General features: G+C 67.1%; 21 protein-coding genes. 11 read left to right on the top strand and 10 right to left on the bottom strand.

The window, feature by feature from the left end; translation table 11 throughout:
* Window positions 1-168 precede the first annotated feature (168 nt).
* A complete protein-coding gene (dnaA, locus tag ACVT6V_RS03970) occupies window positions 169-1,689 on the bottom strand; it encodes a chromosomal replication initiator protein DnaA (protein ID WP_489898512.1) in 1,521 nt (506 codons plus the stop codon).
* Between the two features lie 499 nt (window positions 1,690-2,188).
* On the opposite strand from dnaA, the gene rpmH reads away from it, so the two are divergent.
* The 9 genes from rpmH to ACVT6V_RS04015 all read left to right on the top strand — a co-directional run bounded on the left by rpmH (window position 2,189) and on the right by ACVT6V_RS04015 (window position 9,470).
* A complete protein-coding gene (gene rpmH / locus ACVT6V_RS03975; protein WP_489898513.1) occupies window positions 2,189-2,332 on the top strand; it encodes a 50S ribosomal protein L34 in 144 nt (47 codons plus the stop codon).
* A gap of 52 nt (window positions 2,333-2,384) precedes the next feature.
* Window positions 2,385-2,807: a ribonuclease P protein component gene (gene rnpA, locus ACVT6V_RS03980; RefSeq protein WP_489898514.1), complete on the top strand. Its 423-nt coding sequence runs from the start codon at window positions 2,385-2,387 to the stop codon at window positions 2,805-2,807.
* Window positions 2,808-2,839: 32 nt separating this feature from the next.
* Window positions 2,840-3,136 (top strand): membrane protein insertion efficiency factor YidD, encoded by a 297-nt coding sequence (yidD, locus tag ACVT6V_RS03985; protein ID WP_489900699.1) that lies wholly within the window; start codon window positions 2,840-2,842, stop codon window positions 3,134-3,136.
* 3 nt (window positions 3,137-3,139) lie between these two features.
* Window positions 3,140-4,465, top strand: coding sequence for a membrane protein insertase YidC (yidC, locus tag ACVT6V_RS03990; RefSeq protein ID WP_489898515.1), 1,326 nt, complete (start codon window positions 3,140-3,142; stop codon window positions 4,463-4,465).
* A gap of 116 nt (window positions 4,466-4,581) precedes the next feature.
* Window positions 4,582-5,271: a Jag family protein gene (locus ACVT6V_RS03995; protein WP_489898516.1), complete on the top strand. Its 690-nt coding sequence runs from the start codon at window positions 4,582-4,584 to the stop codon at window positions 5,269-5,271.
* A gap of 228 nt (window positions 5,272-5,499) precedes the next feature.
* Window positions 5,500-6,207, top strand: a complete 708-nt coding sequence (gene rsmG, locus ACVT6V_RS04000; protein ID WP_489898517.1) for a 16S rRNA (guanine(527)-N(7))-methyltransferase RsmG — start codon at window positions 5,500-5,502, stop codon at window positions 6,205-6,207.
* A 143-nt stretch (window positions 6,208-6,350) separates the two neighbouring features.
* Window positions 6,351-7,298, top strand: coding sequence for a ParA family protein (locus ACVT6V_RS04005; RefSeq protein ID WP_489898518.1), 948 nt, complete (start codon window positions 6,351-6,353; stop codon window positions 7,296-7,298).
* 99 nt (window positions 7,299-7,397) lie between these two features.
* Window positions 7,398-8,480 (top strand): ParB/RepB/Spo0J family partition protein, encoded by a 1,083-nt coding sequence (locus ACVT6V_RS04010; protein ID WP_489898519.1) that lies wholly within the window; start codon window positions 7,398-7,400, stop codon window positions 8,478-8,480.
* Between the two features lie 141 nt (window positions 8,481-8,621).
* Window positions 8,622-9,470, top strand: coding sequence for a hypothetical protein (locus ACVT6V_RS04015; RefSeq protein WP_489898520.1), 849 nt, complete (start codon window positions 8,622-8,624; stop codon window positions 9,468-9,470).
* Window positions 9,471-9,491: 21 nt separating this feature from the next.
* On the opposite strand, the gene ACVT6V_RS04020 is transcribed toward ACVT6V_RS04015, so the two are convergent.
* The 6 genes from ACVT6V_RS04020 to ACVT6V_RS04045 all read right to left on the bottom strand — a co-directional run bounded on the left by ACVT6V_RS04020 (window position 9,492) and on the right by ACVT6V_RS04045 (window position 14,852).
* Window positions 9,492-10,670, bottom strand: coding sequence for an N-acetylmuramoyl-L-alanine amidase (locus ACVT6V_RS04020; RefSeq protein WP_489898521.1), 1,179 nt, complete (start codon window positions 10,668-10,670; stop codon window positions 9,492-9,494).
* Window positions 10,671-10,877: 207 nt separating this feature from the next.
* Complete coding sequence (gene trxA, locus ACVT6V_RS04025; protein ID WP_489898523.1) at window positions 10,878-11,216, bottom strand: thioredoxin; 339 nt, start codon at window positions 11,214-11,216, stop codon at window positions 10,878-10,880.
* A gap of 41 nt (window positions 11,217-11,257) precedes the next feature.
* Window positions 11,258-12,262 (bottom strand): thioredoxin-disulfide reductase, encoded by a 1,005-nt coding sequence (gene trxB, locus ACVT6V_RS04030; RefSeq protein ID WP_489898524.1) that lies wholly within the window; start codon window positions 12,260-12,262, stop codon window positions 11,258-11,260.
* Between the two features lie 154 nt (window positions 12,263-12,416).
* On the bottom strand, window positions 12,417-13,280 hold the full coding sequence (locus ACVT6V_RS04035; RefSeq protein WP_489898525.1) for an anti-sigma factor family protein: 864 nt from the start codon (window positions 13,278-13,280) through the stop codon (window positions 12,417-12,419).
* Window positions 13,281-13,424: 144 nt separating this feature from the next.
* Window positions 13,425-13,985: an RNA polymerase sigma factor SigM gene (sigM, locus tag ACVT6V_RS04040; protein WP_489898526.1), complete on the bottom strand. Its 561-nt coding sequence runs from the start codon at window positions 13,983-13,985 to the stop codon at window positions 13,425-13,427.
* Window positions 13,986-14,120: 135 nt separating this feature from the next.
* On the bottom strand, window positions 14,121-14,852 hold the full coding sequence (locus tag ACVT6V_RS04045) for a TetR/AcrR family transcriptional regulator (RefSeq protein WP_489898527.1): 732 nt from the start codon (window positions 14,850-14,852) through the stop codon (window positions 14,121-14,123).
* 145 nt (window positions 14,853-14,997) lie between these two features.
* On the opposite strand from ACVT6V_RS04045, the gene ACVT6V_RS04050 reads away from it, so the two are divergent.
* Complete coding sequence (locus ACVT6V_RS04050; RefSeq protein WP_489898528.1) at window positions 14,998-15,939, top strand: sterol desaturase family protein; 942 nt, start codon at window positions 14,998-15,000, stop codon at window positions 15,937-15,939.
* On the opposite strand, the gene murJ is transcribed toward ACVT6V_RS04050, so the two are convergent.
* The 3 genes from murJ to ACVT6V_RS04065 are packed head-to-tail and all read right to left on the bottom strand — an operon-like array spanning window position 15,923 to window position 23,773.
* Window positions 15,923-19,804: a murein biosynthesis integral membrane protein MurJ gene (gene murJ / locus ACVT6V_RS04055; RefSeq protein ID WP_489898529.1), complete on the bottom strand. Its 3,882-nt coding sequence runs from the start codon at window positions 19,802-19,804 to the stop codon at window positions 15,923-15,925. The genes ACVT6V_RS04050 and murJ overlap by 17 nt on opposite strands.
* Window positions 19,801-22,737, bottom strand: a complete 2,937-nt coding sequence (locus ACVT6V_RS04060) for a hypothetical protein (protein WP_489898530.1) — start codon at window positions 22,735-22,737, stop codon at window positions 19,801-19,803. The genes murJ and ACVT6V_RS04060 overlap by 4 nt, the downstream gene beginning before the upstream one ends.
* Window positions 22,628-23,773: an NUDIX hydrolase gene (locus tag ACVT6V_RS04065; RefSeq protein WP_489898531.1), complete on the bottom strand. Its 1,146-nt coding sequence runs from the start codon at window positions 23,771-23,773 to the stop codon at window positions 22,628-22,630. The genes ACVT6V_RS04060 and ACVT6V_RS04065 overlap by 110 nt, the downstream gene beginning before the upstream one ends.
* A 146-nt stretch (window positions 23,774-23,919) precedes the next feature.
* On the opposite strand from ACVT6V_RS04065, the gene ACVT6V_RS04070 reads away from it, so the two are divergent.
* On the top strand, window positions 23,920-25,353 hold the full coding sequence (locus tag ACVT6V_RS04070; protein ID WP_489898532.1) for a CCA tRNA nucleotidyltransferase: 1,434 nt from the start codon (window positions 23,920-23,922) through the stop codon (window positions 25,351-25,353).
* The last annotated feature ends 9 nt before the right edge of the window (window positions 25,354-25,362 follow it).

Genomic DNA, 25,362 nt, shown 5'->3' on the forward strand with positions numbered 1-25,362 from the left:
CCAGTGACGGCATCATCTGCACACTCAGCGACGGACAACAGCGTCCTCGCAAGCTCGCGGGCTCCTCAGGGAGCGGGGGGTCACGCGTCCTCGCCGGCTCGGAGGCTCTTCAGGGAGCGGGGAAAAGTGCGGGCTCACCGGGGAGCGGGAAGATGCGGGCGCGAGGGCTCAGACGGCGCGCTGTTTGATCCGCGCGGTCAGTTCCTGGACATGGTCGTAGACCTTGCGCCGCTCGGCCATCTCCTTGCGGATCTTGCGTTCGGCGTACATCACCGTGGTGTGGTCGCGATCGAACGTCTCACCGATCTTGGGCAGTGACAGGTCGGTGAGTTCGCGGCACAGATACATCGAGATCTGCCGCGCCTGCGCGATCGACCGGGTCTTGCCCGGTCCCCGCAGCTCCTCGACCGAGATGTCGAAGTACTCGGCGGTGATGGCCAGGATGCTGGCCGCACTGACCTCCAGGGTGCCCGAGTTGGGCAGCAGTGCCTGCAACACCACCTCGGCGAGGGACTTGTCGAGTTCGGCGTTGTTCAGCGAGGCGAACGCGGTCACCCGGATCAGGGCGCCCTCGAGCTCGCGGATGTTGCGCTCGATCTTGGAGGCGATGAGTTCGAGGACGTCGTCGGGCACCGCGATGTTGTCCATCTGCGCCTTCTTGCGCAGGATCGCGATGCGGGTCTCCAGATCGGGCGGCTGGACGTCGGTGATCAGTCCCCACTCGAACCGGGTCCGGAGGCGGTCTTCCAGTGTGGCCAGCTGCTTGGGCGGCCGGTCGGAGGAGACGACGATCTGCTTGCTCGCGTTGTGCAGGGTGTTGAAGGTGTGGAAGAACTCTTCCTGGATACCTTCCTTGCCGATGAGGAACTGGATGTCGTCGACGAGCAGGACGTCGACATCACGGTAGCGACGTTTGAACGCGACCCGCCGGTCGTCACGCAGCGAGTTGATGAAGTCGTTGGTGAACTCCTCGGTGGAGACGTACTTCACCCGCATGCCCGGGAACAGCCGTTGCGCGTAGTGCCCGGCGGCATGCAGCAGATGTGTCTTGCCCAGTCCGGACTCGCCCCAGATGAACAACGGGTTGTAAGCGCGGGCCGGCGCCTCCGCTACGGCGACCGCGGACGCATGCGCGAATCGGTTCGATGCACCGATCACGAAGGTGTCGAAGGTGTACTTCGGGCTGAGATTGGCACTCGACGGTGATTGTCCGGCGGTGGGCCGCTCGGCGAAGTAGGTCGACCAGTCGGACGCCTCGGCACCTGCGGTCCGCTCGGTCCGCCGCTCGAAGCCGCCGCCGGGCGCAGCTCCCGGGTGGCCGTTCGGAGACCCGATGGTCGCCACGGATGCGCCGTCGAGGCGGTCGGCGAGCGGCTGCGTGGGCTCGGCGACCGTTTCTTCCACAACGGGTGTGGAGATCCGCACACCGAGATCGACCGGCTGGCCGAGGTGGCGGCTGAGCACCGATCGGATGGTGTCGCGCAGGTTGCGTTCGATCTGCTCCTGGACCAGTGGGGTCGGCACCGTCAGGAGGGCGAATCCCTCAGCGAGTGTCAGCGGCTGTACCAGCGACAACCAGGCCTTTTGCTGACGCGTGAGCGGTTCGTGGTCATGTGCGGCGGCGTCGTTGTTGAGTTCGGCGACGACGCTCTGCCAGACTTCGCCAAACGAATCACGATCACTCATCACAGTGCTGTGCCCTCCTGCCGGAACAACGACCAGCGTCGGTCATGAGGATGTCACATGCCGCACCTGCCACGAGTTGTCCACATGGTTGTCCACAGCTGTGTACAGATCTGGGGGTAGTGCGTCGAGTGCTCTGGCGGCCGGAAGGGTCCACTGAATCGTCTCTTGTTGAGTCTGCGCCGAAGTTAACAGAGTGCAGCGCCGCCGACAAAGTGAATCGGAGGATTCATCCGCCGGGCGCGGGATGTGATAATCGGGCACCGCGCAGACCAGGGCACTGTGGGCATCGTCACCTATGTCGGTGCTTGCCAGGAGCTCGTTTGATTTGCGGTGGCGTACTCAGTAGTCTCGACTGGTCATCCAGGTTGCGGATTTGCGCGATGGCCCAGGTCATCCCACCGACATGAGTTCGGCACCGTACCGGGATAAGCAGACCACCAAGAAGGATGTGGGTCGCGCGTGCAGTCGGCGCGGAGCCACGTAGGAGCACAAGGAGTTACCCATGGCCAAGGGAAAGCGCACTTTCCAGCCCAACAACCGTCGTCGTTCACGCGTCCACGGTTTCCGCCTGCGTATGCGCACCCGCGCCGGCCGGGCCATCGTCAACGGTCGTCGCAGCAAGGGCCGCTCGAAGCTCACGGCCTGAGTCGGAGCGATGTCACCGGCGATGGCCTGACCATCGCCGGCTGGTCGTATCGATGGTGGCTGCCGCGCATCGGATCGCACGGAGATCCGACTTCGATCGCACGCTGAAATCTGGTGTGCGGGTGACGACGCGTGACCTGGTGATCCATGTTCTGCCGCTGAGCGGGTCGATGGATGACCTCGACGAACCACACAGCACAGGGATCGCCACTGTCGGCGGTCCCTGGCTCGGTCTGATCGTGAGCAAGGCGGTCGGTAACGCCGTCGTACGGCATCGGGTGGCCCGTCGCCTTCGGGCGGCGTTCGCGCAGTGCCGGCCACAGTTCGGCACCTCGCAGACCATGATGGTCATCCGGGCCCGGCCGTCGGCCGCGGAGTTCGACAGCGTGGCGCTGGCTGAGCAGCTCGCCGACGCGCTGTCGCGCCGAAAGGTGCGCGACGCCATGGAACGCATCGTCTGTCAGGTCCTGGGATGAGTGACTCCGATCAGGCCGACCACCGTGGCGGTATGTCGCGCTGGCTGTATCTGTTGCCCCGCCGCATCGTCGTCTTCCTGATCGAGCTCTACCGCACCTGGGTCTCCCCGTTGCGGCTACCCACCTGCCGCTTCGAACCGACCTGCTCGGGCTACGCGGTTGAGGCCCTGAGCCGGCACGGTTTCCTGTACGGAGGGTGGCTCTCGGTGGTGCGTCTTCTCAAATGTGGCCCGTGGCACAAGCCCGGCTACGACCCGGTTCCCGAGCGCGGGTTCCGCGAACTCTTCACAGCTCGTCAATCCACACCGTCAGAGGTTAGGGGTAACTGACCCGTGCTCAACTTCATCTACTATCCGGTCTCCTGGATCATGTGGGTCTGGCATTGGATCTTCGCCGGGATCACGCCGGACAATCCGGGCGGCAATGGTGTGGCGTGGGCGCTGTCGGTGGTGTTCCTCGTGTTCACTCTGCGCGCCATTCTGTACAAGCCCTTCGTGAAGCAGATCCGCACCACGAAGAAGATGCAGGAGATCAATCCTCAGCTGCAGGCGATCCGCAAGAAGTACGCCAAGGATCGCGTCAAGATGACCGAGGAGATGCAGAAGCTCCAGAAGGAACACGGCTTCAATCCCCTGCTGGGCTGTCTGCCGATGCTGCTGCAGGTGCCGGTGTTCATCGGTCTGTTCCACGTGTTGCGGTCCTTCAACCGGACGGCAACCGGCATGGGACAGCTCGGTATGTCGCCGGAACAGACGCGCGAGGTGGGCAACTACGCCTTCAGTCCCGAACTCGTCCAGAACTTTCTCGACGCCCGCCTGTTCGGGGTTCCGCTGTCGGCGTTCATCACCGAGCCGGTCGAGCAGTTCCAGGCGTTCGTGCAGCCCGGCGCCCCGATCGATTTCACGCGTACCCAGATCGCGATCGTGGTGATCCCGATGATGATCATCGCGTCGATCGCCACCCACATGAACTCACGGGCGTCGGTGGCCCGGCAGCCGGAAGCGGCGCTGGAGAATCCCCAGACCCGCATGATGAACATGCTGGCGCTCTACATCTTCCCGCTGGGCATCCTCGTCACCGGACCGTTCTTCCCGGTGGCCATCCTCCTGTACTGGATGAGTAACAACATCTGGACCTACGGCCAGCAGCACCTCGTGTTCGGGCGGATCGCGCGCGAAGAAGAGGAAGCGAAGCTCGCCAAAGTGGAGAAACAGAAGGCGAATGCGCCGAAACCCGGCGCGAGACCCGATCCGTCGAAGAAGGTGGCCAGGACCGCATCCGACGGTGACGTCGACGAGAGCGCGGCCGATGATTCCGCTACACCCACCTCTGCGGCCGCGGCCGGTTCATCAGCCGGCCTGCTCGGCGGGATCCAGAGGTGGCTGCGCCCCGACGGACGGTCGAGTAAGCCTGCGGCGGTGTCGTCGTCCACCGCCACCGATGCCGCGGAGATCGACTCGTCAGATGAATCCGCGGGCAGCGAGGACACCACGTCGCCCGGCGCGGGCACGTCCACCGCGACGGGATCCACGAATGGGTCCGCGGGTGGGTCGGGTGGCGCAGCCGCCCAGAAGTCCGGCACCGCACACGTGGCGGGCAAGAGCCGCAAGAACACGTCGCGACGCAAGAAGGGTGGCCGACCGGGCGGTCGTCGTTGACGAGACCGTCGGTCGGATCGCAGGCGCGCGGAGGCCGCCGAGTGCGGCCACTCCCCTCTCCCGCCGGTTACGGCACACAGACGTTGGATGAGAAGCAGAGTTAGGTGGAATGTGAGATGACAGCTGAGACCGCTGCACACGATCAGCAGGAGATCCAGGACGTTGCCGACGAGGCGACTGATGATGTGCAGACCGCAGAGCCCGAGGCGTCGGAGGCGAGCACCGCAACCGAAAGTGCTGTCGACGGCGACGGCGCCACGAACGAGCCGGCTGAGGCTGAGGACGCGTCGGACGCGGATGACTCGGACGAAGGTGACTCGGACGACGACGAGGTCGATGAGGAAGAGCGTCTTGTCGAGGAAGGCGAGATCGCGGGCGACTACCTCGAGCAGCTGCTGGATGTCCTCGACTTCGACGGTGACATCGATCTGGATGTCGATGGCGACCGCGCCGTGGTGAGCATCGATGGTGGCGAGGATCTGGACCGGTTGGTTGGCCGCAAGGGTGAGGTTCTCGACGCACTCCAGGAGCTGACCCGCTTGGCCGTGCAGCAGTCGACGGGGGTGCGGAGTCGGCTGATGCTGGATGTGGCCCGGTGGCGTGCGGATCGTCGCGATCGTCTCGCTCGGCTCGGCACGGAGGTGGCCGAGCGGGTGCGGGATTCCGGCGAACGCGAAGAGCTCGACCCGATGACGCCGTTCGAGCGGAAGATCGTGCACGACGCCGTAGCGGCGGTCGATGGCGTGGTCAGTGAGAGCGAAGGCGCGGAGCCAAAACGCCGCGTCGTCGTCCTTCCGAAGGGATAAGGCTCCCCCGCTGCTACGAGCACGACGAAATCCCGACAGAGTCCCGGCTACGGCCGGGACTTTGTTGTTTTCGGGCCAGTGAATTACATGGGTGTGGTTCTGCCGAACGACGGCACCGTTTCACGTGAAACAGGGGGCGCATGCTGTGGAGCGACACCGAGCGGGGTGTGCGTGTTTCACGTGAAACACGGCGACCACTGCACCCCTACCCCAGTACTCGATGAGAGGATGTTTCACGTGGAACCAGCCGAATCGGAGTCGATGCCCACGCCGGCGGAGGCGGCGATGGTCTTTGGCGATCGGGTTGAGCTAGCGGAGCGCTACCACGCAGCGCTCGCGAGTGACGGCGTACTCCTGGGCCTGATAGGGCCACGTGAGGTGCCTCGACTGTGGGAGCGCCATCTGCTCAATTGTGCTGTCATCGGCGAGGCTATCGGTGACGGTGAGCGGGTCGTCGACGTCGGCAGCGGGGCGGGGCTGCCGGGGATTCCCTTGGGCATCGCTCGGCCGGATCTGTCGATCACGCTCATCGAACCCCTGTTGCGACGGAGTGACTTCCTCAGCCGGATCGTCGACGAACTGGGTCTGGACATCGAAGTCGTCCGGGGCCGTGCCGAGGAGAAGACGGTGCGCGCATCGTCGGGGGGTGCGGATATCGTGACCTCACGCGCGGTCGCTCCCCTCGACCGATTGGCCAAGTGGTCTGCACCCCTGATCCGGGAGGGCGGTCGACTGGTGGCGATCAAGGGCTCGTCGGCTGTGGATGAGATCGATCGAGACCGCGCTGCGGCGGGCAAGATGGGAATCAGTGATCTGCGGGTGCAACTGTGCGGCCGAGACGTTCTGGAGGTGCCCACCACCGTTGTGGTCGGCACGAAGAGGGGCAAATCTGACGCGTCTCGCAAGCGGGCGCGTGGACAGAACCGGAAGGGGTAACCGGATTGGTGTGGAGTCCGCGGAGGGCGCAGAATAGACGACAGACCGATGGCGGGTCAGTCGCCACTGAGGGCGCCGCTCATTCAGATGCTCGCGCGGGGCAGGTCGACGAAGGTTACGAAGTCGGGCGAAGGAGTCCAGGCGTGGTCGAACAGGACCGAAGCGTTTCACGTGAAACCAGCATCGGCGGGGGTAGCCCCCCCACCCCGGTCCCGGGCTTCGACGACACCCCTATCGCTGCTGCAGCGGCTCGGGCCAGTCAGGTGCTCACGCCGGGAGGTGCCGGCGAACTGCCCCATCCCCCATCGACGCGAGTCATCACGATCGCCAATCAGAAGGGCGGGGTCGGGAAGACCACCACCACGGTGAACATGGCGGCCGGTCTGGCGTTGCACGGATTGGGTGTTCTGGTGATCGACCTCGACCCCCAGGGCAACGCCAGCACAGCGCTGGGCATCGACCATCGCGCTCCCGACATCGCCTCGGTGTACGAGATCCTCCTCGGTGAGGTGTCGGTGGTCGATGCGATCCAGCAGAGCCCGAACAACGACCGACTCTTCTGTGTCCCCGCGACCCTTGATCTGGCGGGTGCCGAGATCGAGTTGGTGTCGTTGGTTGCGCGAGAGAATCGTCTCCGCAATGCGCTCGAGGCCGCGCCGTTGAAGGATCTGGGCATCGACTATGTGCTGATCGATTGCCCGCCGTCGTTGGGTCTGCTGACCGTCAATGCGATGGTCGCAGCGAAGGAAGTCCTCATCCCGATCCAGTGTGAGTACTACGCACTCGAGGGCGTGGGGCAGCTCCTCCGCAACATCGAACTCGTCCAAGCTCACCTGAACCCGGCGCTCCACGTATCGACCGTGGTGCTCACCATGTACGACGGCCGGACCAAGCTCGCCGATCAGGTCGCCGAGGAAGTGCGTCGCCATTTCGGCGAAAAGGTTCTCAACACGATCATCCCGCGCAGCGTGAAGGTCTCGGAAGCACCCGGATTCGGAATGACGATCATCGAGTACGACCCGGGTTCACGTGGAGCCATGAGTTATCTGGACGCGTCACGCGAACTCGCACACCGAATCGTCCATGCATGACCAAGGACGCGATGGATGGTCGGTCGATGCGGATAAAATCCGAAGACGTGGTGGTTCGGCAGTCACCGATCTGTGGTGACGAGCAGTGAGAGGACGAATGTGAGTCAGCGAGATACCGCACAGCGTCGAGGCGGGCTCGGGCGCGGCCTGGCCGCGTTGATCCCCACCGGACCACCGGAAGGCGATGCGCCGACAGGCCCCCGCTTGGGTGCAGCGGCGGCGGATGTCGTGATCGGCCGCGGCAATGGCGCCGCCAACGGCGCCGGCATCGGTACCGCTCCCCCGACCGCATCTCCCGATGGATCCCAACCTGCGGCGGGCAACGACTCCGGCGCGGTCGTCGACGACATCGGCGCGGTTTACCGTGAGATCCCGCCGTCGCACATCCAGCCCAATCCGAAGCAGCCTCGTACCGTCTTCGACGAAGAGGCGTTGGCCGAACTCGTCCACTCCATCAGGGAGTTCGGACTGATGCAGCCGATCGTCGTGCGGCGGCTCCCGGAGCCGACGGACGACGGCGTGATCTATCAGATCGTGATGGGTGAGCGTCGGTGGCGGGCCGGCAAGGAAGCCGAACTCGACGCCATCCCGGCGATCGTGCGGGAGACCGCCGACGCCGATATGCTCCGCGACGCGCTGCTCGAGAACATCCATCGCGCGCAGCTGAATCCGCTCGAAGAGGCGGCGGCGTATCAACAACTCCTCGACGAGTTCGGGGTCACCCACGAGGAACTCGCGAATCGGTTGGGTCGGTCGCGCCCGCTGATCACCAATATGATCCGACTTCTGAAGCTGCCGATCCCGGTGCAGCGACGCGTGGCGGCTGGTGTGCTGTCCGCCGGGCATGCCCGGGCCCTGCTCTCGTTGGACACCGGGAGTGACGCCCAGGAAGCCCTCGCGGCGCGAATCGTGGCCGAGGGCATGTCGGTCCGCGCCACCGAGGAAGCGGTCACACTGGCCAACCGCGGCGACACAGATCAGTCACCCCACGCCTCCCCCGCCCGACGCAAACCGATGCAGATGCCCGGCTTGCAGGATGTCGCCGAACGGCTGTCGGACCGACTGGACACAAGGGTTACAGTCAGTCTCGGGAAGCGAAAAGGAAAGGTTGTCGTGGAATTCGGCTCCGTGGAGGATCTCGAGCGAATCGTCGGCGAGATCGATCCACGTGGTGTCTCGTGACGGTGTGTTAGCACCATCCCGAGGTACCAGGACGTAACGTCACAGTGACAAATTATCAGCGAGGACGACGGTGAAAGTACGAAATCTCTTGTCGCACATCACTTTCGGTACCTCGTATGGATTCGGGTCGGAGCTGTCGGCATGAATCTCGCGGTCACCCGTCTCGATCTCGAATCCTTCGAGAACTTGCCGCTCCATACTCGCCGGTGTGTGTTCTGGGAGGTGGATCCGTCATCGACGCGGGACACCGAGAAGAGCATCTTCGGCGACTTCGGCAGCTTCGAGAGTGAGTTCGACAAAGAGGCGTGGATCTCGGGTCTGCTGCTCGAGTGGGGAACCTGTGGGCAGGTCGCCGTCGACGGGCAGACCGGGAATATGGTCGGTACCGCTTTCTATGCACCGCCCGGCCGGGTGCCGCGTTCGCGCCTGTTCCCCACTTCCCCGGTGAGTGCCGACGCGGTGCTCCTCACCTCGATCCGCACAGAACCGGGTTTCGAGGAGGCCGCGCCGATTCTGCTCGATGCAGTCGTGACCGACCTCGTTCGCCGCGGTGTTCGGGCTGTCGAGTCATTTGGGATCGTCCGGGCACCGGGCGAAGGTCGCCGGGGCGATCGACTCGATCCTGCTCCGGCAACGACGCCGCCATCCGAGCCCGACGATGTCGCCGAGCTCGGTGCTCTCGAATCGATGTCGAGCGAGCTGAAGATGTGGGCCGATGAGGCCATCGTCGAGATCACTCGGGCGATGCACGACAGCCCCCAGTCAGGATTGTGCCTGCAGTGTCTGATCGACGCGGACTTCCTCAAGGATTCCGGGTTCGACGTGGTCGCTTCTCACCCACGGTTCCCGCGATTCCGGCTCGAGCTCGATCAAGGACTCGGCTGGAAGCACGAGGTCGAGCACGCACTCGAGAAGCTGGTCGTGATGGCGGCGATGGATCTGGCCGGCCGCGAACGCGGTGTCGAGGTGCCGGTGGGCCGTCGGCGGTAAGATTGCCCGGCTCGACCGAACTCAGCTCGAAAGGCGTTCGGCGGCAAGCAATTCAGCGAACGTGTAGGTGCCGGTGGGCCGGTCGTCCTCACCCAGCAGATACAGGCGCTTCACTGCGACGAGGATCGCCTCGGCGATCACGTCACGAGTGTGCGGATCGTTGAGTGTCTCGACGTCGTGGGTGTTGGTGATGTAGCCGACGTCGATCAACGCGACCGGCATTCTGGTGAGCCGCAGGACATCCCACGTACGCTCGTGGGTTCGACAGTCCGTGAGCGTTGTGCGGGCAACGATTTCGCGCTGGATGAATCCGGCGAGGTTACGGCCGATGGTCGAGTACGACCCGTGTGAATTGCCGAAGTAGAACGACGCCGCACCGTGAGCGCGCTCGTTCGGATAGTGACCGCAGCGCAACGAGATCATCAGATCGGCGCCGATGAGGTTGGCGACACGGGCGCGTTCGTCATCACTCGGTCGGCCACGACCGTCGTGCGACAGGAAGGTCTCCATCCCGGCCGCCGCCATCCGGCCCTCGAGCCGGGCACCGAGATCCCAGAGCGCGGCAGATTCGATGTCGGCAAGTGCTCCGGTCGAAAGGTCGTGCAGCCCACCGGAGCCCGGATCGATGAGGATGCGCTTTCCGGTCAACTGGGGCCCGGAGCGACGAACATGCTCCTCCTCGCGGATCGCGTGTGGTGATCCGCCGGTGACCCGCGTACCGAGCCGCTCCAACGATCGAAGCGTGGACGGGCCGCAGATACCGTCCGAGGCCAGACCGTACTCACTCTGGTACAGACAGACAGCGTTGTGGGTGGTCTCGCCGAAAGTGCCGTCGACGAGCCCGGTGTAGTACCCGAGGTTCTGTAGGCGCCCCTGGAGCGTGGCGACGTCGTCGCCCACCATCGGTGCGGAGAGTCGGTAGAGCAGGACCCGAGCGCCGAGCTGATAGGAGGCTTCACGGAGCACCCGATAGGTGGCCGGTCCGACGATGCCGTCGACGATCAGGCCGCGCTGCTGTTGGAACGCGCGGACGGCCCGGTCGCACTCGTCGTCGAATACGGCTTCGGGCGGGGTCCAGCCGCTGATCGTGCCGGACAGACTGTCGGGCGCCGGGTGTGCCGTGAGCAACCCGAGTCCGACGAGGATGTTCCGGATCTCGGCAACTGCCGAGCCATGATCCCCGAGGCGGAACAACGGCATCAGCGACTCCTCGTCGGTTCGGTGCGGTCTGGGCACGGTTGTCGGCGGCCCCCCGATCGGTGCTCACTACGCACCGGCGCAAACACCAGGCATTCTTTCAGGTTGCGACGGCACGACCAAATGATGGCGCCGCTCGGGGCGCCACCATTCTTCCTGCTGTGTCGGCCGTGTCACACGGCGAAGGGGTAAAAGCCAGGTCGTGAGACCTCAGGCGGGCGAGCCGACGACGCCGTCGAGCTCACGCAGCAGTGCAGCTTTACCCTTGGCCCCGACGATGGTCTTCGTCGGCTTGCCGTCCTCGAACAGGATCATGGTCGGGATCGACATGATCTTGAAGTCACGCGCGACGGCCGGGTTCTCATCGACGTCGAGCTTGGCGACGGTCAGCTTGTCACCATGATCGCGGGCGATCTCCTCGAGAACGGGCGCGACCATGCGGCACGGGCCGCACCAGGTGGCCCAGAAATCGACGAGGACCGGCTTGTCGGCCCCGAGTACCTCGTCCTTGAAGGTCGCATCGGTGACGGCGACGGTGTTTGCTCCCATGGGTGTCCTCCTTATGGACGTGTGCAGATGGTGATGTTCGGTCAGACGTTCGCCGGTGCGTCGACGACGACGAACTCGCCCTCGACCGCTGGTTCCACCGTGACGTCGGCCTGTTCGGCGAGCCAGCGCTCGGCGTCGATCGCCGCCGAACAACCGCTGCCGGCGGCGGTGATCGCCTGGCGGTAGGTGTGGTCGACGAGATCACCGCAGGCGAACACACCGGGCAGCGATGTGTACGTGGTGCGGCCGTCGACCTGCACGTATCCCTCGGGATCCAGATCGATCTGGCCGCTGACGAGTTCGCTGCGCGGATCGTGACCGATCGCGACGAACATGCCGGTCACGTCGATCGTGCTGGTCTCGCCGGTCACGGTGTCCGTCAGACCCAACCCGGTCACCGAGTTGTCACCCAGCACCGAGGTGACCGCGGCGTTGGTGACGAAGCGGATCTTCTCGTTGGCCCGGGCCCGTTCCAGCATGATCTTGGATGCCCGGAACTCGTCACGGCGGTGGATGAGGGTGACGCTCCGCGCGAACTTGGTCAGGAACGTCGCCTCCTCCATCGCGGAATCGCCACCGCCGATCACGGCGATGTCCTGGTCCTTGAAGAAGAAGCCGTCGCATGTGGCGCACGCGGACACACCGCGACCGAGGAGGGTCTGCTCGTTCTCCACGCCGAGGTAGCGGGCCGCCGCGCCCATCGCGAGGATGATTGCGCGGGCCCGGTGGATCTCGCCACCGACCTCGACCTCTTTGATCTCGCCGGACAGGCGGATCGCGTCGACATCCTCCATCCGCAGGTCTGCGCCGAACCGCATGGCCTGTTCGCGCATCTCGTCCATGAGGGCCGGACCCTGGATGCCGTTCTGGAAGCCGGGAAAGTTCTCGACCTCGGTGGTGGTCATCAGCGCGCCACCGAACTGGGTGCCCTCGAAGACGAGCGGCGCGAGTTCGGCCCGGGCCGCGTAGATCGCCGCGGTATAGCCCGCTGGGCCCGATCCGATGATGATCAGGTCGTGGATCTGCTGGCTGGCTGCTTGGGTCATCCGTCCTCCGTGCTCGACGGCGCAGATCGTGGTGATTCCGCGCCCGTTTCTCGGCTGTCTCAACATCAGGGTAAGGGCAGATGTTCCCCGACGGCGCCGCCGTGCCTGGTCGGTCACATGAGACGCCCGGGCGGTGCCGGCACACACCGGCAGGTCAGCCGCCGATGATGGTCCGCGAGATCGTCGCCGGGTTGCCCGTCGTGCAGTCGCGTCCGACCACCAGGACGTCGAATCTGCCGGCGACGCCGGTCGACATCAGGATGACCACGCCTTCCCGGTCGCGCAGGGTCACCGGTCCGGTCCCGACGATCACGGTCTCGGCCGGGACCTGATTGGCCGCGGTGCAGCGGCGCAGATCCTGCTCGGAGGCAAACGGTGCGGGATCGCGTTTTCCCAGCACCGCGAGCAGTGCCACGCGCTCCTCCGGAGCCAGATCGGCGATCGTCGCGGGCGCGGAGGACTGCGCGGCAACCTGAGGACGATCCGGTATCGGGGACCGGACCACACCGATCGAGATGGCCACGACGGCGGCGATGACCGCAGCCCCGGCGAGACCGCCGGCCGCCATCCACCGATGCCGTCGCCGACGTGCCGACGAAGACAGGTCGACCACAGTGGGATGACCGCCGGGGTGACCGCTGGGGTGACCGCTGGGGTGACCGCCGTCGGAGACCTCGGAGCTGATGCGATCGAGGGTCTGCCGTGTCATGGCCGCGACGTCCGGCGGAACCGGGACGGGGGTGAGGGGGGCGGTACGCAGATCTGCGGTGGTGCGGTCCAGCGCATCGAGAACCGCCCGGGCGTGGGGATCCGCGTCGAGTCGGGATCGGATGTGTTCGGCGACGTCGGGCGGCAGCACGCCCGCGTGCAGGTCGGCGATCAGATCCTCGGAGAAGGGCGGTTGGGGAAGGTGGGTGGCGCCGTCCTGGTGGTGTGCGCTCTCGGGACCACTGCTCTCCTGACCACTGCTCTCGGGACCACTGCTCCCGGCATTCGGGTCTGCTCCCGGCGGGATCATCGCTTCACTCTCCCACTTCTCTCCCCCACCTGATCTGCCCGCGCGGACTGTCGGCGGACGACCGATGTCATCGTGTGCATCAACAGTAGGACGCACCGGTCCGCAGTCCGGTTCCACCCGGATGCAAACAAAATCGGGGCTCGCTCAGGGATCACGAAGGTGTCCGAGAATGCGGGACAAGCGCAGACGGCCGCGCGAGCAGCGACTCTTGATGGTGCCGACAGGGACACCGAGGCGCTGCGCCGCCTCGTTCACGGAGTAGCCCTCGACGTCGACCGCGATGATCGCGGCACGTTGATCAGGTGGGAGGGCGTCGAGCGCGCGACCGATCGACACCGAGAGGTCGACGGCGGCCATCTGATCGTGGTCGTCGGCGAGGGGCAACACATCGTATTCCGGTATGGGCACCGTCAGTCGGGCGCGGTTCCGGCGGATCCGATCGAGGCAGGCGTTGACGACGATGCGGTGCAGCCAGCTGGTGACCTTGGCGTCCGCGCGGAACCGGTCGGCCATCCGATGGGCGTTGAGCAGCGCCTCCTGCAGGGCATCGGCGGCATCGTCCGCGTTCTCACTCGTCCGGCATGCCAGAGCCCACAGGTAGCCGTGGTGACGCTCGATCAGCGTGGTGAAGGCGCGGGGGTCGCCGCGAACGTGAGCGAGCAGGAGATCCTCGTCGCTGCGCGCATCGACACTCCCCCGAGTCATGCGATGAAGGTTAGTGGACCAGGCGGGCGGTCGTGCCACTGACCTGCGCGTTGTCCACAGGACGGGGCACAGCGCAGCAGGGTGTGGATGCGTGGTGTCGCCGACGAATCCGGCGCCCGCCGGCAAGGCCCGGTGTCACACGAGCAGGCGCTGGTAGGCCGCGACGAAGAGCTCCACGCTGACGTCGAGAATCGCATCGAGTTCGAAGAGGTCGGCCGCGGGGTCGGTGGTGGGGTCGGTGGTGGCATCGAGGGCGGTATCTCCGGCGAACTCCCCCGCCGTGCTCGTGTACCAGTCGACGAGCAGCTGGGTCACCGCGCCGACCAGTCCGATCGCGGCCAGTCGCTGGGGACGCCCTGCCGGCTCCTCGCCCACCGTCAGCGACAGGATCAGGTCGGCCCATCCGTGGATGGCGCGCAGGCGCAGTCGCTCGAGGTCGGGGTTCACCCCGACGACCTCGACGAGCATGAGCCGGGCCCGGCGAGGATTCTCTGCCAGCGTGCGGATGAAGGCGCCCAGGGTCGCGTGGGCGACGGCGGGCACGTCCTCGGCAGCCACGACCGGAATCCGGGTCGATGCCGCTCCCCCGGCGACGAGGAAGTCGGACGCGGCCGCCAAGGTCGTGGCCCGGGCAAACGCCACACACTCCTCGTAGACGGCGGCCAGCAGTGCGAACCGGTCGGCGAAGGACTCGTAGAAATAGCGCTGCGTGAGCCCGGCATGGTCACAGATCCGTTTGACCGGGACGTTCGGGAAGCCCTCGGTGCCGAACAGGTCCAGTCCGGCGGCGATCAGGTCCGCGCGCCGACGTTCCCGTCGCTCCTCGGCGTCGGCTCCCCCATAGCGTCGGCCTGCTGCCGTGGTCATCTCACCTGACTCCTGTCCGCGAATGCGACGTCGATACCGGTCACGGGTCGTCGACCCTTTACAGCACTCTATCTGACACGCTAACGTGTCAGACGCCGAATATCTGACTCTGTGCCGTGTCAGATCTGGTGAGACGAGGAGTGACATGTTCAACGCCCTCCCCGAGGCGATGCGGGAACCGACCGTGCTCGCGGTCCCCTTCTTCGTGCTCATGGTGACCCTCGAGTGGCTGGCCGCGTGGAAGCTCGAGCACACCGAGGCCCGGCGACCGTCCGAACGCGGTGGTGCTCCCTCGGCGCGGGGAGGTTACAACCCCCGCGACTCCCGGGCGAGTCTGCTGATGGGGATCGTCTCCATCGCCACGAGTGCGGGATGGAAGGCGTTGGCGCTGTTCGCCTATTCCGCGATCTTCACCTATCTCGCGCCCTGGCAGTTACCGGTGAACGCCTGGTATTCGTGGGTGATCGCCTTCATCGGTCTGGACTTCCTCTTCTATTGGGAGCATCGGATCGCGCACCGCGTCCGTCTGGTGTGGGCCACCCATCAGGCGCACCATTCGAGCGAGTACTTCAACTTCACCACCGCACTCCGGCAGAAGTGGAACAACAGCGCCGGCATCGTGATGTGGTTGCCACTCCCCTTGCTCGGCGTGCCACCCGCCCTGGTGTTCGCGGTCTACTCGCTGAATCTCATCTACCAGTTCTGGATTCACACCGAGCACATCGAAAAGCTTTGGGCCCCTGTCGAATACATCTTCAACACACCGTCACACCATCGGGTACACCACGGCAGCGACGCGGAGTATCTCGACCGCAACTACGCCGGGACGTTCATCGTGTGGGATCGCATGTTCGGCACCTTCGCACGCGAGACGCACCGTCCTACTTACGGTTTGACGAAACCGGTGGACACCTACGGCATCTGGCGGCTGCAGACGCACGAATACGCGGCCATCGCCCGGGATGTGCGCGCCGCGTCGGGACTACGCACGAAACTGGGCCACCTCTTCGGGCCGCCGGGATGGTCTCCCGAGGCGGCCCACGGCGAGAACCATCGAGACCGGGCCGGCGTCAGCCGTTCATCGTGATCTGGCCGATCTGCGCCTGATATCCGCCGCCGCTCGGTGGCAGCGAGGTCAGCCAGACCATCACGTACGGGCTCGCGGAGGGATCGGCGATGTTCAGCGTCGTGGTCGGTTGCGACACGGTTCCACTCGCGACCTCGGTCGTCTGGTCGAGGGTCGCCTGCGCCGACGGAGCGGTGCGGATCGAGACGGCGAAGCCGGGAGTGGGGGTCGTGATGGTCACCGACTTCACCGTGTTCGGACCGCCGAGGTCGAACATCAGGCCGAGACCATCCTTCAATCCACCGAAATCGGCTGAGCCGCGGTAGTTGTCGGTGCTCCAGGGTGGTGCTGCGCCACTGATCACGTTGGGCAGGTTCGTCGAGCTGTCCGGCGGCTGACCGGAGAAGTCGACGAGGGTGACCCCACGCAGGGCGATGGGTCCGGCGGCCGGCTGTGCCGCGGGCGTCTGCGCTCCGTCGGACGGCTGTCCCACCGAAGTCGTCGGCAGGATCGAGTCGATGTTGGTGGAGCCGTCGTCCGAACTGAACAGACCGGTCGCCCACACCACGAGCGCGATGACGACGAACAAGGCGAGCAGCCCGGCCCCGACCAGCAGGGCCATATTGCGTCGGCCGCCCTGCTCGGATTCCCCGGACGAGGTGGTCCGGCCCGACGACATCGCGACCGGAGCGGCATCGGTGTCGATGGCCGGCAGCATGTCGGTGTTGAGGTCGAGCACCGTCGCCTGGTCGAGCACGTGCTGAACGGTGCCCGCGGTCCGGATGCCGCGATGCCCGTCGAGCGCGCGGGCGGCAACCGCGGAGATCTCGAAGGGCGTCTCCGGTCGGGCGACGCGCGGTTCGATCGGGCCGGCGTCGGTGCCCGGTTCGGCGATCGGCAGACCGCCCACCGGATCGGTGGTGTCCGACGTCGTCACCAGCCGCGAACCGGTCGCCGCGTCCAGTGGCCACCGGGCGAGCAGCAGCGCGTACAGCACCGCGCCCAGGCCGCGGACGTCGGACGATTTGTCATCGCCGGCGAGGGTGCCCGGGAACGCGAGGACGGCGTTGCCGTCGGTGCTGATCCGGATGCGATCCGGGTGATCGATCGACAGTGCACCGCCGGATCGGTGGGTGGCCTCCGCCGCGGCGGCGAGCGCGCGAACCGCACGGGCCGCGCCGATCGGGGACGGTTCGGACTGAGCGACCTCGGCGAGCGACGATCCGGCCACCCACTCGCTCACGACGATGCCGCCGGACGATCCGCGGACCACGTCGAGGACCCGGGCAACACCGGCCGAGGAGATCTGACCGAGCCTCAGCGTGCGTGACAACACCGCCTGGGGTCCTTCGTCGGTGGCCTTGGCGGCCTCACCGCGACGCGGGGGTGGTGCCAGTTGGTCGGCGTCGACGAAGGTCAGCGCGACCTCGCGGTCGAGATTGATGTCCTGGGCACGCCAGAACTGCAGACCTCGGGTGCCTCCGTGGTGCTCGAGCAGGCGGTAGCGCCCACCGGCGACGGCAGCACCGGGCACCAACCGTGGCCCACGTGGCCGCCGCGGCACCGGGCGCGTCACGGGAGTGTCGGATTTGTCTGTGTCGGAAGCGGTTTCAGACCCTGTGGACACAACGGTCGTCGGCGTGTCGGTACCCGGCGTGTCTGCGGGCGGGGTATCGGACCGATCGTCGAGGGTCACCGAGCCGCCCTTGTCGGCCGGAGAGTCCGGGATGATCTCGGTGTCCTGGGTGGCACCGATCTCATTGTCAGTCACGCGCCGAGCTCCTCTCCTGCGATAGCGCATGTCGCGGGGCGCGTGGATCCGCAGCTCGCCACCATCGCGAAGGCGCGCGGCTCCACCGCTGTGAACCGAGTACGACTGCCATGTGGCAGTACCCCGGTCGAATCGCCGGAGCACCTGTACCTGACCAGAGTACGGGAGCGATTCGTCGGTGGTGATCCGCGGAAACTGAACCGTGATCGTTGGTGGCGATTCTCTTACCGCGCTCTCAGGCGGTGCCAAGGCGGGGATGAACCGTCCCAGCATTCGGCGCACCGACATCCCGATCGACACGACGTCGGGCAGCCGGGCGGCTGCGAGACCCGCATAGGTGACGCCGAGGGCGACGACCGCCGTCAACAGCAGGTAGACAAGGGATCCGAACTTTCCGACCTCGGTGGTCAGCAGGTGCAGGCCCGAGAGGTTCGCGACCAGCCAGACCACGGCGGTGACGCCGACGGAGACCCCGAGTGTGACGAGCGTCGTCCGTGTGACATGCGTCATCTTCGCGCCGTCAAGGCGTTTGCGGAGCAGGTAATGGCCGACGACCGCGCCGACGAGATAGCCGAGGCCGTTCGACAGCGCCAGCCACCGCACCACCAACTCGGGGTCGGAGAACAGGACCGGGCCCAGATAGGACGACGCGACCTTCACGGTGGTGATGCCGAGAACCATCACCGTGGGCGTCCAGGCGTCCTCCCGCGCGTAGAACACGCGCAGCTGGACCAGCGTCATCGAGTAGGGGATCAGCGTGAACGCGCCCCAGGCCAGCACCGAACCCAACTGGGAGGCGGTCTCGGCGTCGAACTTGCCGAAGTTGAACACGGCGATGCCGATCGCCGGGCCGAAGAACGTCATGTAGGCGACGACCGGCACCAACGCGACCATCGTCAGGCGGGTGGCCAGGGAGAGGTCGTCGACGACGGCCCGGGTGTCGTCGGCGGCCGCGTTGCGGGAGAGCCGCGGCATGATCGCGGTCAGGATCGTGACGCCGAGAACGCCGTAGGGGAGTTGCAGCAGCTGCCAGTGGGTGGCGTAGACGCTGATGCCGGAGGCGTCGGCGTGGGCGGCGATCCGGTAGGTGATCACCAGGCCGACCTGCAGGATCGCGACGTAGAGGACGATCGCCAGCGCCATGTTGCCGAAACGGCGCAGCCGCGCGTCGAGGCCCCACTGCAGTTGCAGATGCACCCCGGCCCGCTTGAGCCACGGCACCAGGATGCCCGCCTGGATGACCACGCCCAGGGTCGTGCCGATGCCGAGCACCAGCAGCTTCGGATCGCTCATCCGCACCGGGTTGAGCGTGATCTCGCCGGGCATCAGCGCATAGAGGACGAGCGTGGCGATCTGGACGATGTTGTTCAGCACCGGCGCCCACGCGCCGGGTTTGAAGAATCCCCTCATGTTCAGGATCGCCATGAACAGGGCCGACAGCCCGTAGAAGAGGATCTCGGGCAACAGCAGGTAGGCCAGTGCCGTGGTCAGGGCCCGGTTGACGTCTCCGTCGCCGACGTTGAGGAACGTCAGCAGCGGGGCCGCGATCAGCGAGATGACCGTGGCGGCGCCGAGCGTGACGAGGGTGAGCGTGAAGATCCGGTTGATGAATCCGCGGCCGCCATCGGCGTCCTCGGCTTCGGCGCGGACCAGGACCGGGATCACGATCGCGGTGAGCACGGCCCCGAGGACCACCTCGGCGATCATGTTCGGCAGCACGTAGGCCGCCTGGAACGCGGACGCGATGGCCGGACCGAGCATGGCCAGGACCAGGACGGTGCGGATGAAGCCGGTGATCCGACTGGTCAGCGTGGCCAGTGCGATCGAACCGCTGGTCTTGAGGATGCTGGAGTCGGAGTCGCGAGCGAGACCGGTCGACGACTCCTCGGCAGGGCCTTCGTCGGCAGTCGGTGCGGTGCGGGCCCGATCGGGGCTGTCGGTCACGGTGCCGCGGGAGGCGACGGGACCGGGTGCCCGCAGTGGCGGTCGGGTAGGGATCGGCCCGGGATGGCCTGCTCGATCATCGCGCACCCGCAGGCGTGGTTCGCCCGCCCCGGCCGGCGGGATGCGGCGGGGCGATGCGCGGCGCGGGTCGCCGGGTCGGTTGTCGGTCATGATCTGTCTCGGTCGGTCATGCCCGTCGTGGTGGGCGATTCGTCGTGCACCTCGTCGTCGTGGGGCCTGTCGTCGTGAGCCCTGACGTCGTGCAGGTCGCTGTCGATCTGGCTGTCGTGCACCTCGTCGTCGTGATGCGGGGCCTCCTGTTGCAGGGTACGGCGACGTTCCTGATAGGTGGTCCCGGCCAGGAGCCGATCGTGTTCATCGGGGTCGGGCCGGTCCTCGTCTGCCGGGTCGGGCTGTCCGCGGAAACGATGCCACAACCGTCGCGCCGTCAGCGCCACCAGCGCCACACCTGCCGCGATCGTGATCCAGAACAGCGGCTTCCCGTAGGCGTTGGCGTGCACCGACAGCCGGATGGGCGAGCCGACGGAGATGCCGCTGGAGGTGGTCAAACCGATCGTCACGGTGATCGCCGCCTCGGAGGTCTGGGCGCGCGTCGGCAGCTGGATCTGCCGGGTGCCGCGGGCCGGGATCTCGATGACCCCGAGGTCGCCGACGTCGAGTTCGGGCGGCGCGTCGACGTCGATCCGTACCCGGATCGGCAGGGACAGATCGTTGCGGACGACCAGCAGCAGGGGGCTACGTTCGGATGCGAGGGTGTAGCGCCCGCCGGGATCGAGGATGGTCACCGCGTTGCGCATCCGCTGCAACGTCGCGTCGACCGCGGTGACCCGCGCGGCGCGCTGCCCCCGGATCTCGGCGCGCAGCGCGGGCGCGGTCGAGTCCGGGGTCCGCAGCGCCCGCAGCAGATCCTCCCGCAGCGGTGCCACATAGCGTTCCGGAGTGGCGGCGACGTCGGCGGAACTCATCAGCGAGGCCTGTAGCTGGAACGAGAGTTCGGCGTGCTCTCGCATGTTCGTCGCGATCGTGTCGCCGACGGCCAGCCCCAGCGAGCCCAGCGGGCCGACCCCGGGCGGCGTGACGAAGCGGGCGGATCCTCCGGGTGCATCGAGTTGGCTCACGACACCCGACAGTGGTGCGGCGCTGGCGGCACCCGATTCCAGCAACAGGGTGGCGGTGCTGAACAGTGCGGTGGTGTCGTCGCTCGACGGTGCCCAGTAGGTGGGCGGGACGACGAACGCACTGCGGCCGGCGATCGGTTGCGCGCCGTCGGAGCCCGGTTGCGGGGCGGCGATGGCGGGATAGGCGAGGGCGGCGACCGCGGCCTCGCGGCGGGCCGCCGACGACTGGCCGTCGAACGAGATCTGCTGGTCGGGGGGTGTGAGGGGAGTGGTGGTGGGATCGGGGCCGAGACCGGCGAGCGCCGCGGTGATCGGAGCCTCGCTGGTCTGCATGCCCAGGCTGCCCACCCGGTAGCGTCCGGACGCAGCCGTTCGGTCCGGTGCGATGCTGCTCGTGGACGTGACGGCTTTGCCGATCGACGCCGAGTCGAGGACACGGGCGCCGGTGGCGTCGACGGCGCCGAGGGCCGGGATCGCGAGGCCGCGGACACTGCGGACCCCCAGGATCGCGTCGACGACGTCGGCCGGTGTGGACAACGCCGCGGTGGTGAGTCCGTTGTTGCTGATCCGGGACAGTGAGGTGAGGTCTGCCTGTGCGAAGGGCAGAGCCACGACGCACATCTGGGACGCGAGTTCGCGAAGTTCGGTGAGCCACTGCAGCGCCGCCGGTTGTCCGGTGCCCGGTGTCGTCGGCGACGTCGGATCCAGGGGATCGGTGGACACCACATAGCCCAGTGACATCGCCCGCACGGTGACCAGCAGATCGGGGTCGACGGCCAGACACATGCTCCGGGCGAGTTTGGATGCGCTGCGGGCGGGCGGTGCGGGAGCCTCACCGGATGCGGGGGCCTCACCGGATGCGGGGGCCTCACCGGATGCGGGGGACGAGGCCGACGGAGACCCGCTCTCGCCGGTGGGTTCCGAACCGGTCGTCGGGCTCGATGAACCGCCGGTGGCCGATGCGTCGGGGGAGTCCGGGTCGGTCTCACCGGCGACCGATCGCGCGGCGGCCAGCAGCGTGTTCAGTCGCCCTCCCGACGACAGTGACCGGGCGAGATCCTCGCCGACCAGCCGGACCGGTTCGGTGTTGCCGCCGAGCACACCGGGGGTGAGCTGGGGCGGTGCCGCCAGGGGCCACAGCATGGTCAGTCGGGACGGGCTGGACAGATTGGCCGACACCGATCCGTCCGGACCGAGGTCGGTGTCCTCGGCCCCGTTCTCATCTGTTCCGCTGGTCGGGTCCACGTACCCGGTGGCCCGCCCGCGGTCCGGCGGCAGCGACAGCACGGGCAGCAGCGTGCGCGACTGGGCGAGCTTGGCCGGATTGCCGTAGTCGGGCAGGCCGTTGACGTTCACGTTCAGCGGGAACACGCCGGTGCGCTGGATGTCGAGGCCGTCGCCTCCGCCGGCGCCGTCGGAAAGGCCCACGGTGATACGGAACGGGGCCGACTGTCCCGGCGCGAGATCGGCGGTGATCGGGCGGAACCGGGTGGCGGCGCTGACCGGGACCGGCGTGACTGCGAGGCTGCTCCGCAGCCCGTCGGCGTCGGAGATCGCGTCGCCGCGTTCGAGGCGGACGGTCAGGTCGTGCAGATCGCGGTCACCGATGTTCTCGATACGGCCGGAGACCGTGACGTCGGCGCCGCCGCTGCTGGTCACGATCGAGGGGGTGATCTCGTCCACCGAGAGGTGCAGGAAGTCGCCGGAGGCGCCGACGGCGTCGTCGTCGGGTGCCGCACCGGCCAGTCCGGCGCCCGGAACCGAGGACAGCAGAGTGATCAGCAGGACGGCGATGATCGCGGCACACGCGTGTACGGATCGTCGGAGATGAGCTCGGAGCCTGACCGGCGGGCGGTCAGGCATCGCCGGCCGGTGGCCGGCGGGGCCGACGTCGACGCCGACGAGACCGCGCCGGAGCTGGCGGTTCGTTGCGGCGCTGATTGCGTGCGGCTGCGGCTCTCTCATAGGCGTTGGGTTCGGTGCGAATGCTCTCGGCCTCGGACTGGGCCAACCTGTTCGGGTCGGCGGCGAGATCGGCGATCACGCCGCGGGCCATCCGGGCCAGTCGCCGCTCGTCAGAGTACGTCAGCTTGCGCGGCAACTCGTCGAGCGGCACCCAGGCCACCTCGCTGACCTCGTAATCGGCATCCGACAGCTCACCGCCGATGCTGCGCAGGAGATAGTGGTGCACCGTCTTGTGGATCCGACGACCCTCGCTGACGAACCAGTAGTCGATCTTTCCCAGAGGTGCGACGACGGTGCCCTCGATGCCCGTTTCCTCGGCGACCTCGCGGATCGCGGTCTGCTCGGCCGTCTCGCCGGTCTCGATGTGTCCTTTCGGCAGCGACCACATCATCCGGCCACGTCGGTCCATCCGGCCGATGAGCGCCGCGCAGAGATCGCCGTCGGGCAGGTCGAGGTCGGAGATGACGAGTCCACCCGCCGACGTCTCCCGGACCGTCCGCAGACGTTCGTGACCATGTTCGGATCTGCTGCCGTTGCGACGTCGCGTCTTGTTCTTCCCACCGGCCGCCGCGGCTTCGGCGCCGACGCCGTGCGCGAGACCGGTCTTGGTGATCTTCGCGGTCACCGCCACCAGGTCCGACGGCTTGGGCGGGGACACCCGGGTGTGGGTCGGTTGCAGTTCACCCTCGACGAGGGCGGGTTCGGTGGGCCGTTTGGGCAGGGGCCCGGGTTTGGGTGCGTCTCGGCGCTCGGCCGGCCGGGCCTGCGGTGGGACGGCGGCGTCCTGGTCGTGGGTGCCGTCGGACGCCGACGGGGCGGGATGAGCGGGTCGCCGCCCACGGCGACGGCGGCCCCGACGTCCGCGGCGGGCCTGTGCGCCGGAGTCGTCGGTGGTCGCGGTCGATCCCGCGGTGTTCGCCCGGGCCAGGTCTGCCGGGGTCACCCGGCGTCGCGGTCCGGCGTCCGAAGCGCCACGAGAGCCCGCCGTGACGTCGTCAGAGACGTCAGAGGGGTCGGTGGACGGATCAGCGGACACGTTCTCGATGCTAGCCGTTGGTCACCTGGCGTTTGCCTGGATGGGCCGTGGCCGGTGTGGTGATGTCGGCACCTGTCCGCTGTGGTGCGTGCCCCGGTTCACGAGGATTGTGGTCGCCGGATGTGCCGACGGTAGGCTGGCATCCTGTGACCGACCCCGAACGCCGTACCCGCCTGTTGGCGTCTGCGGCAGTGACACTACGGGGCCTGTCCGACATCCTGGTGCCGCTCGGCAAGGTCTTCGCCGACGCCGGCCACGATCTGTATCTGGTCGGGGGATCGGTGCGCGACGCCGTGCTCGGCCGTTTCGACGGGGATCTGGACTTCACCACCGATGCGCGGCCGGAGCAGGTCGTCGCACTGATGTCGGGCTGGGCCGACGCCCACTGGGACACCGGGATCGACTTCGGCACCATCAGCGCGCGCAAGGGCGATCAGATCATCGAGATCACCACCTATCGGGCGGACTCCTACGACCGGGTGGGGCGCAATCCGCAGGTCGTCTTCGGTGACTCGCTCGAGGACGATCTCGTGCGTCGCGACTTCACCATCAACGCGATGGCGGTGCGGGTCACCGCCGACGGTGCCGCCGAGTTCTGCGATCCCCTCGACGGCCTGACCGCACTGCTGGCCGGGCTGATCGATACGCCGGCGACCCCGCAGGAATCGTTCAACGACGATCCGCTGCGCATGCTGCGGGCGGTCCGGTTCGTGTCGCAGCTGGGGTTCCGCATGGCACCGCGGGTTGTCGACGCGATCACCGAGATGTCGGGGCAGATCGATCGGATCACCGCCGAACGGGTCCGGATGGAACTGGACAAGCTGATCCTGGGCGAACATCCGATCGAGGCGATCGACGCGATGGTGGACACCGGACTCGCCGAGCACGTGCTGCCCGAGGTCCCGGGGATGAAGCTCACCATCGACGAGCACCATCAGCACAAGGACGTCTACCAGCATTCGCTGACCGTGCTGCGGCAGGCCTGCGACCTCGAGGACGGCGACCCCGATCTCGTCCTGCGGTGGGCCGCGCTGCTGCATGACATCGGCAAGCCCGCGACCCGCAGGCACGAATCCGGCGGCGGGGTCAGCTTCCATCACCACGAGGTCGTCGGCGCCAAGTTGGTCCGCAGGCGGATGCGCGCCCTGAAGTATCCGAAGGCGGTCGTCGACGACGTGTCACAGCTGGTGTTCCTGCACCTGCGGTTCCACGGCTACGGCGACGGCGCCTGGACGGATTCGGCCGTCCGCCGCTATGTCACCGACGCCGGTCCGCTGCTGGACCGGCTGCACAAACTGGTGCGCGCCGACTGCACCACCCGCAACCGGCGTCGCGCCCGGCGTCTGCAGGAGAACTACGACCATCTCGAGCACCGGATCGCGGACCTCAAGGCTGCGGAGGACCTGAACAAGGTGCGTCCCGACCTCGACGGCAACGCGATCATGGAGTTGCTCGGGCTGCCGCCCGGACCCAAGGTCGGCGAGGCGTGGCGTTACCTCAAGGAACTGCGGCTCGACCGCGGACCGCTCTCGCACGAAGAGGCCGAGGAGGCCCTGCGCGAGTGGTGGGCTCAGCAGTAGCGCCTGCTC

This window comes from Gordonia sp. LMA167, assembly GCF_058130025.1.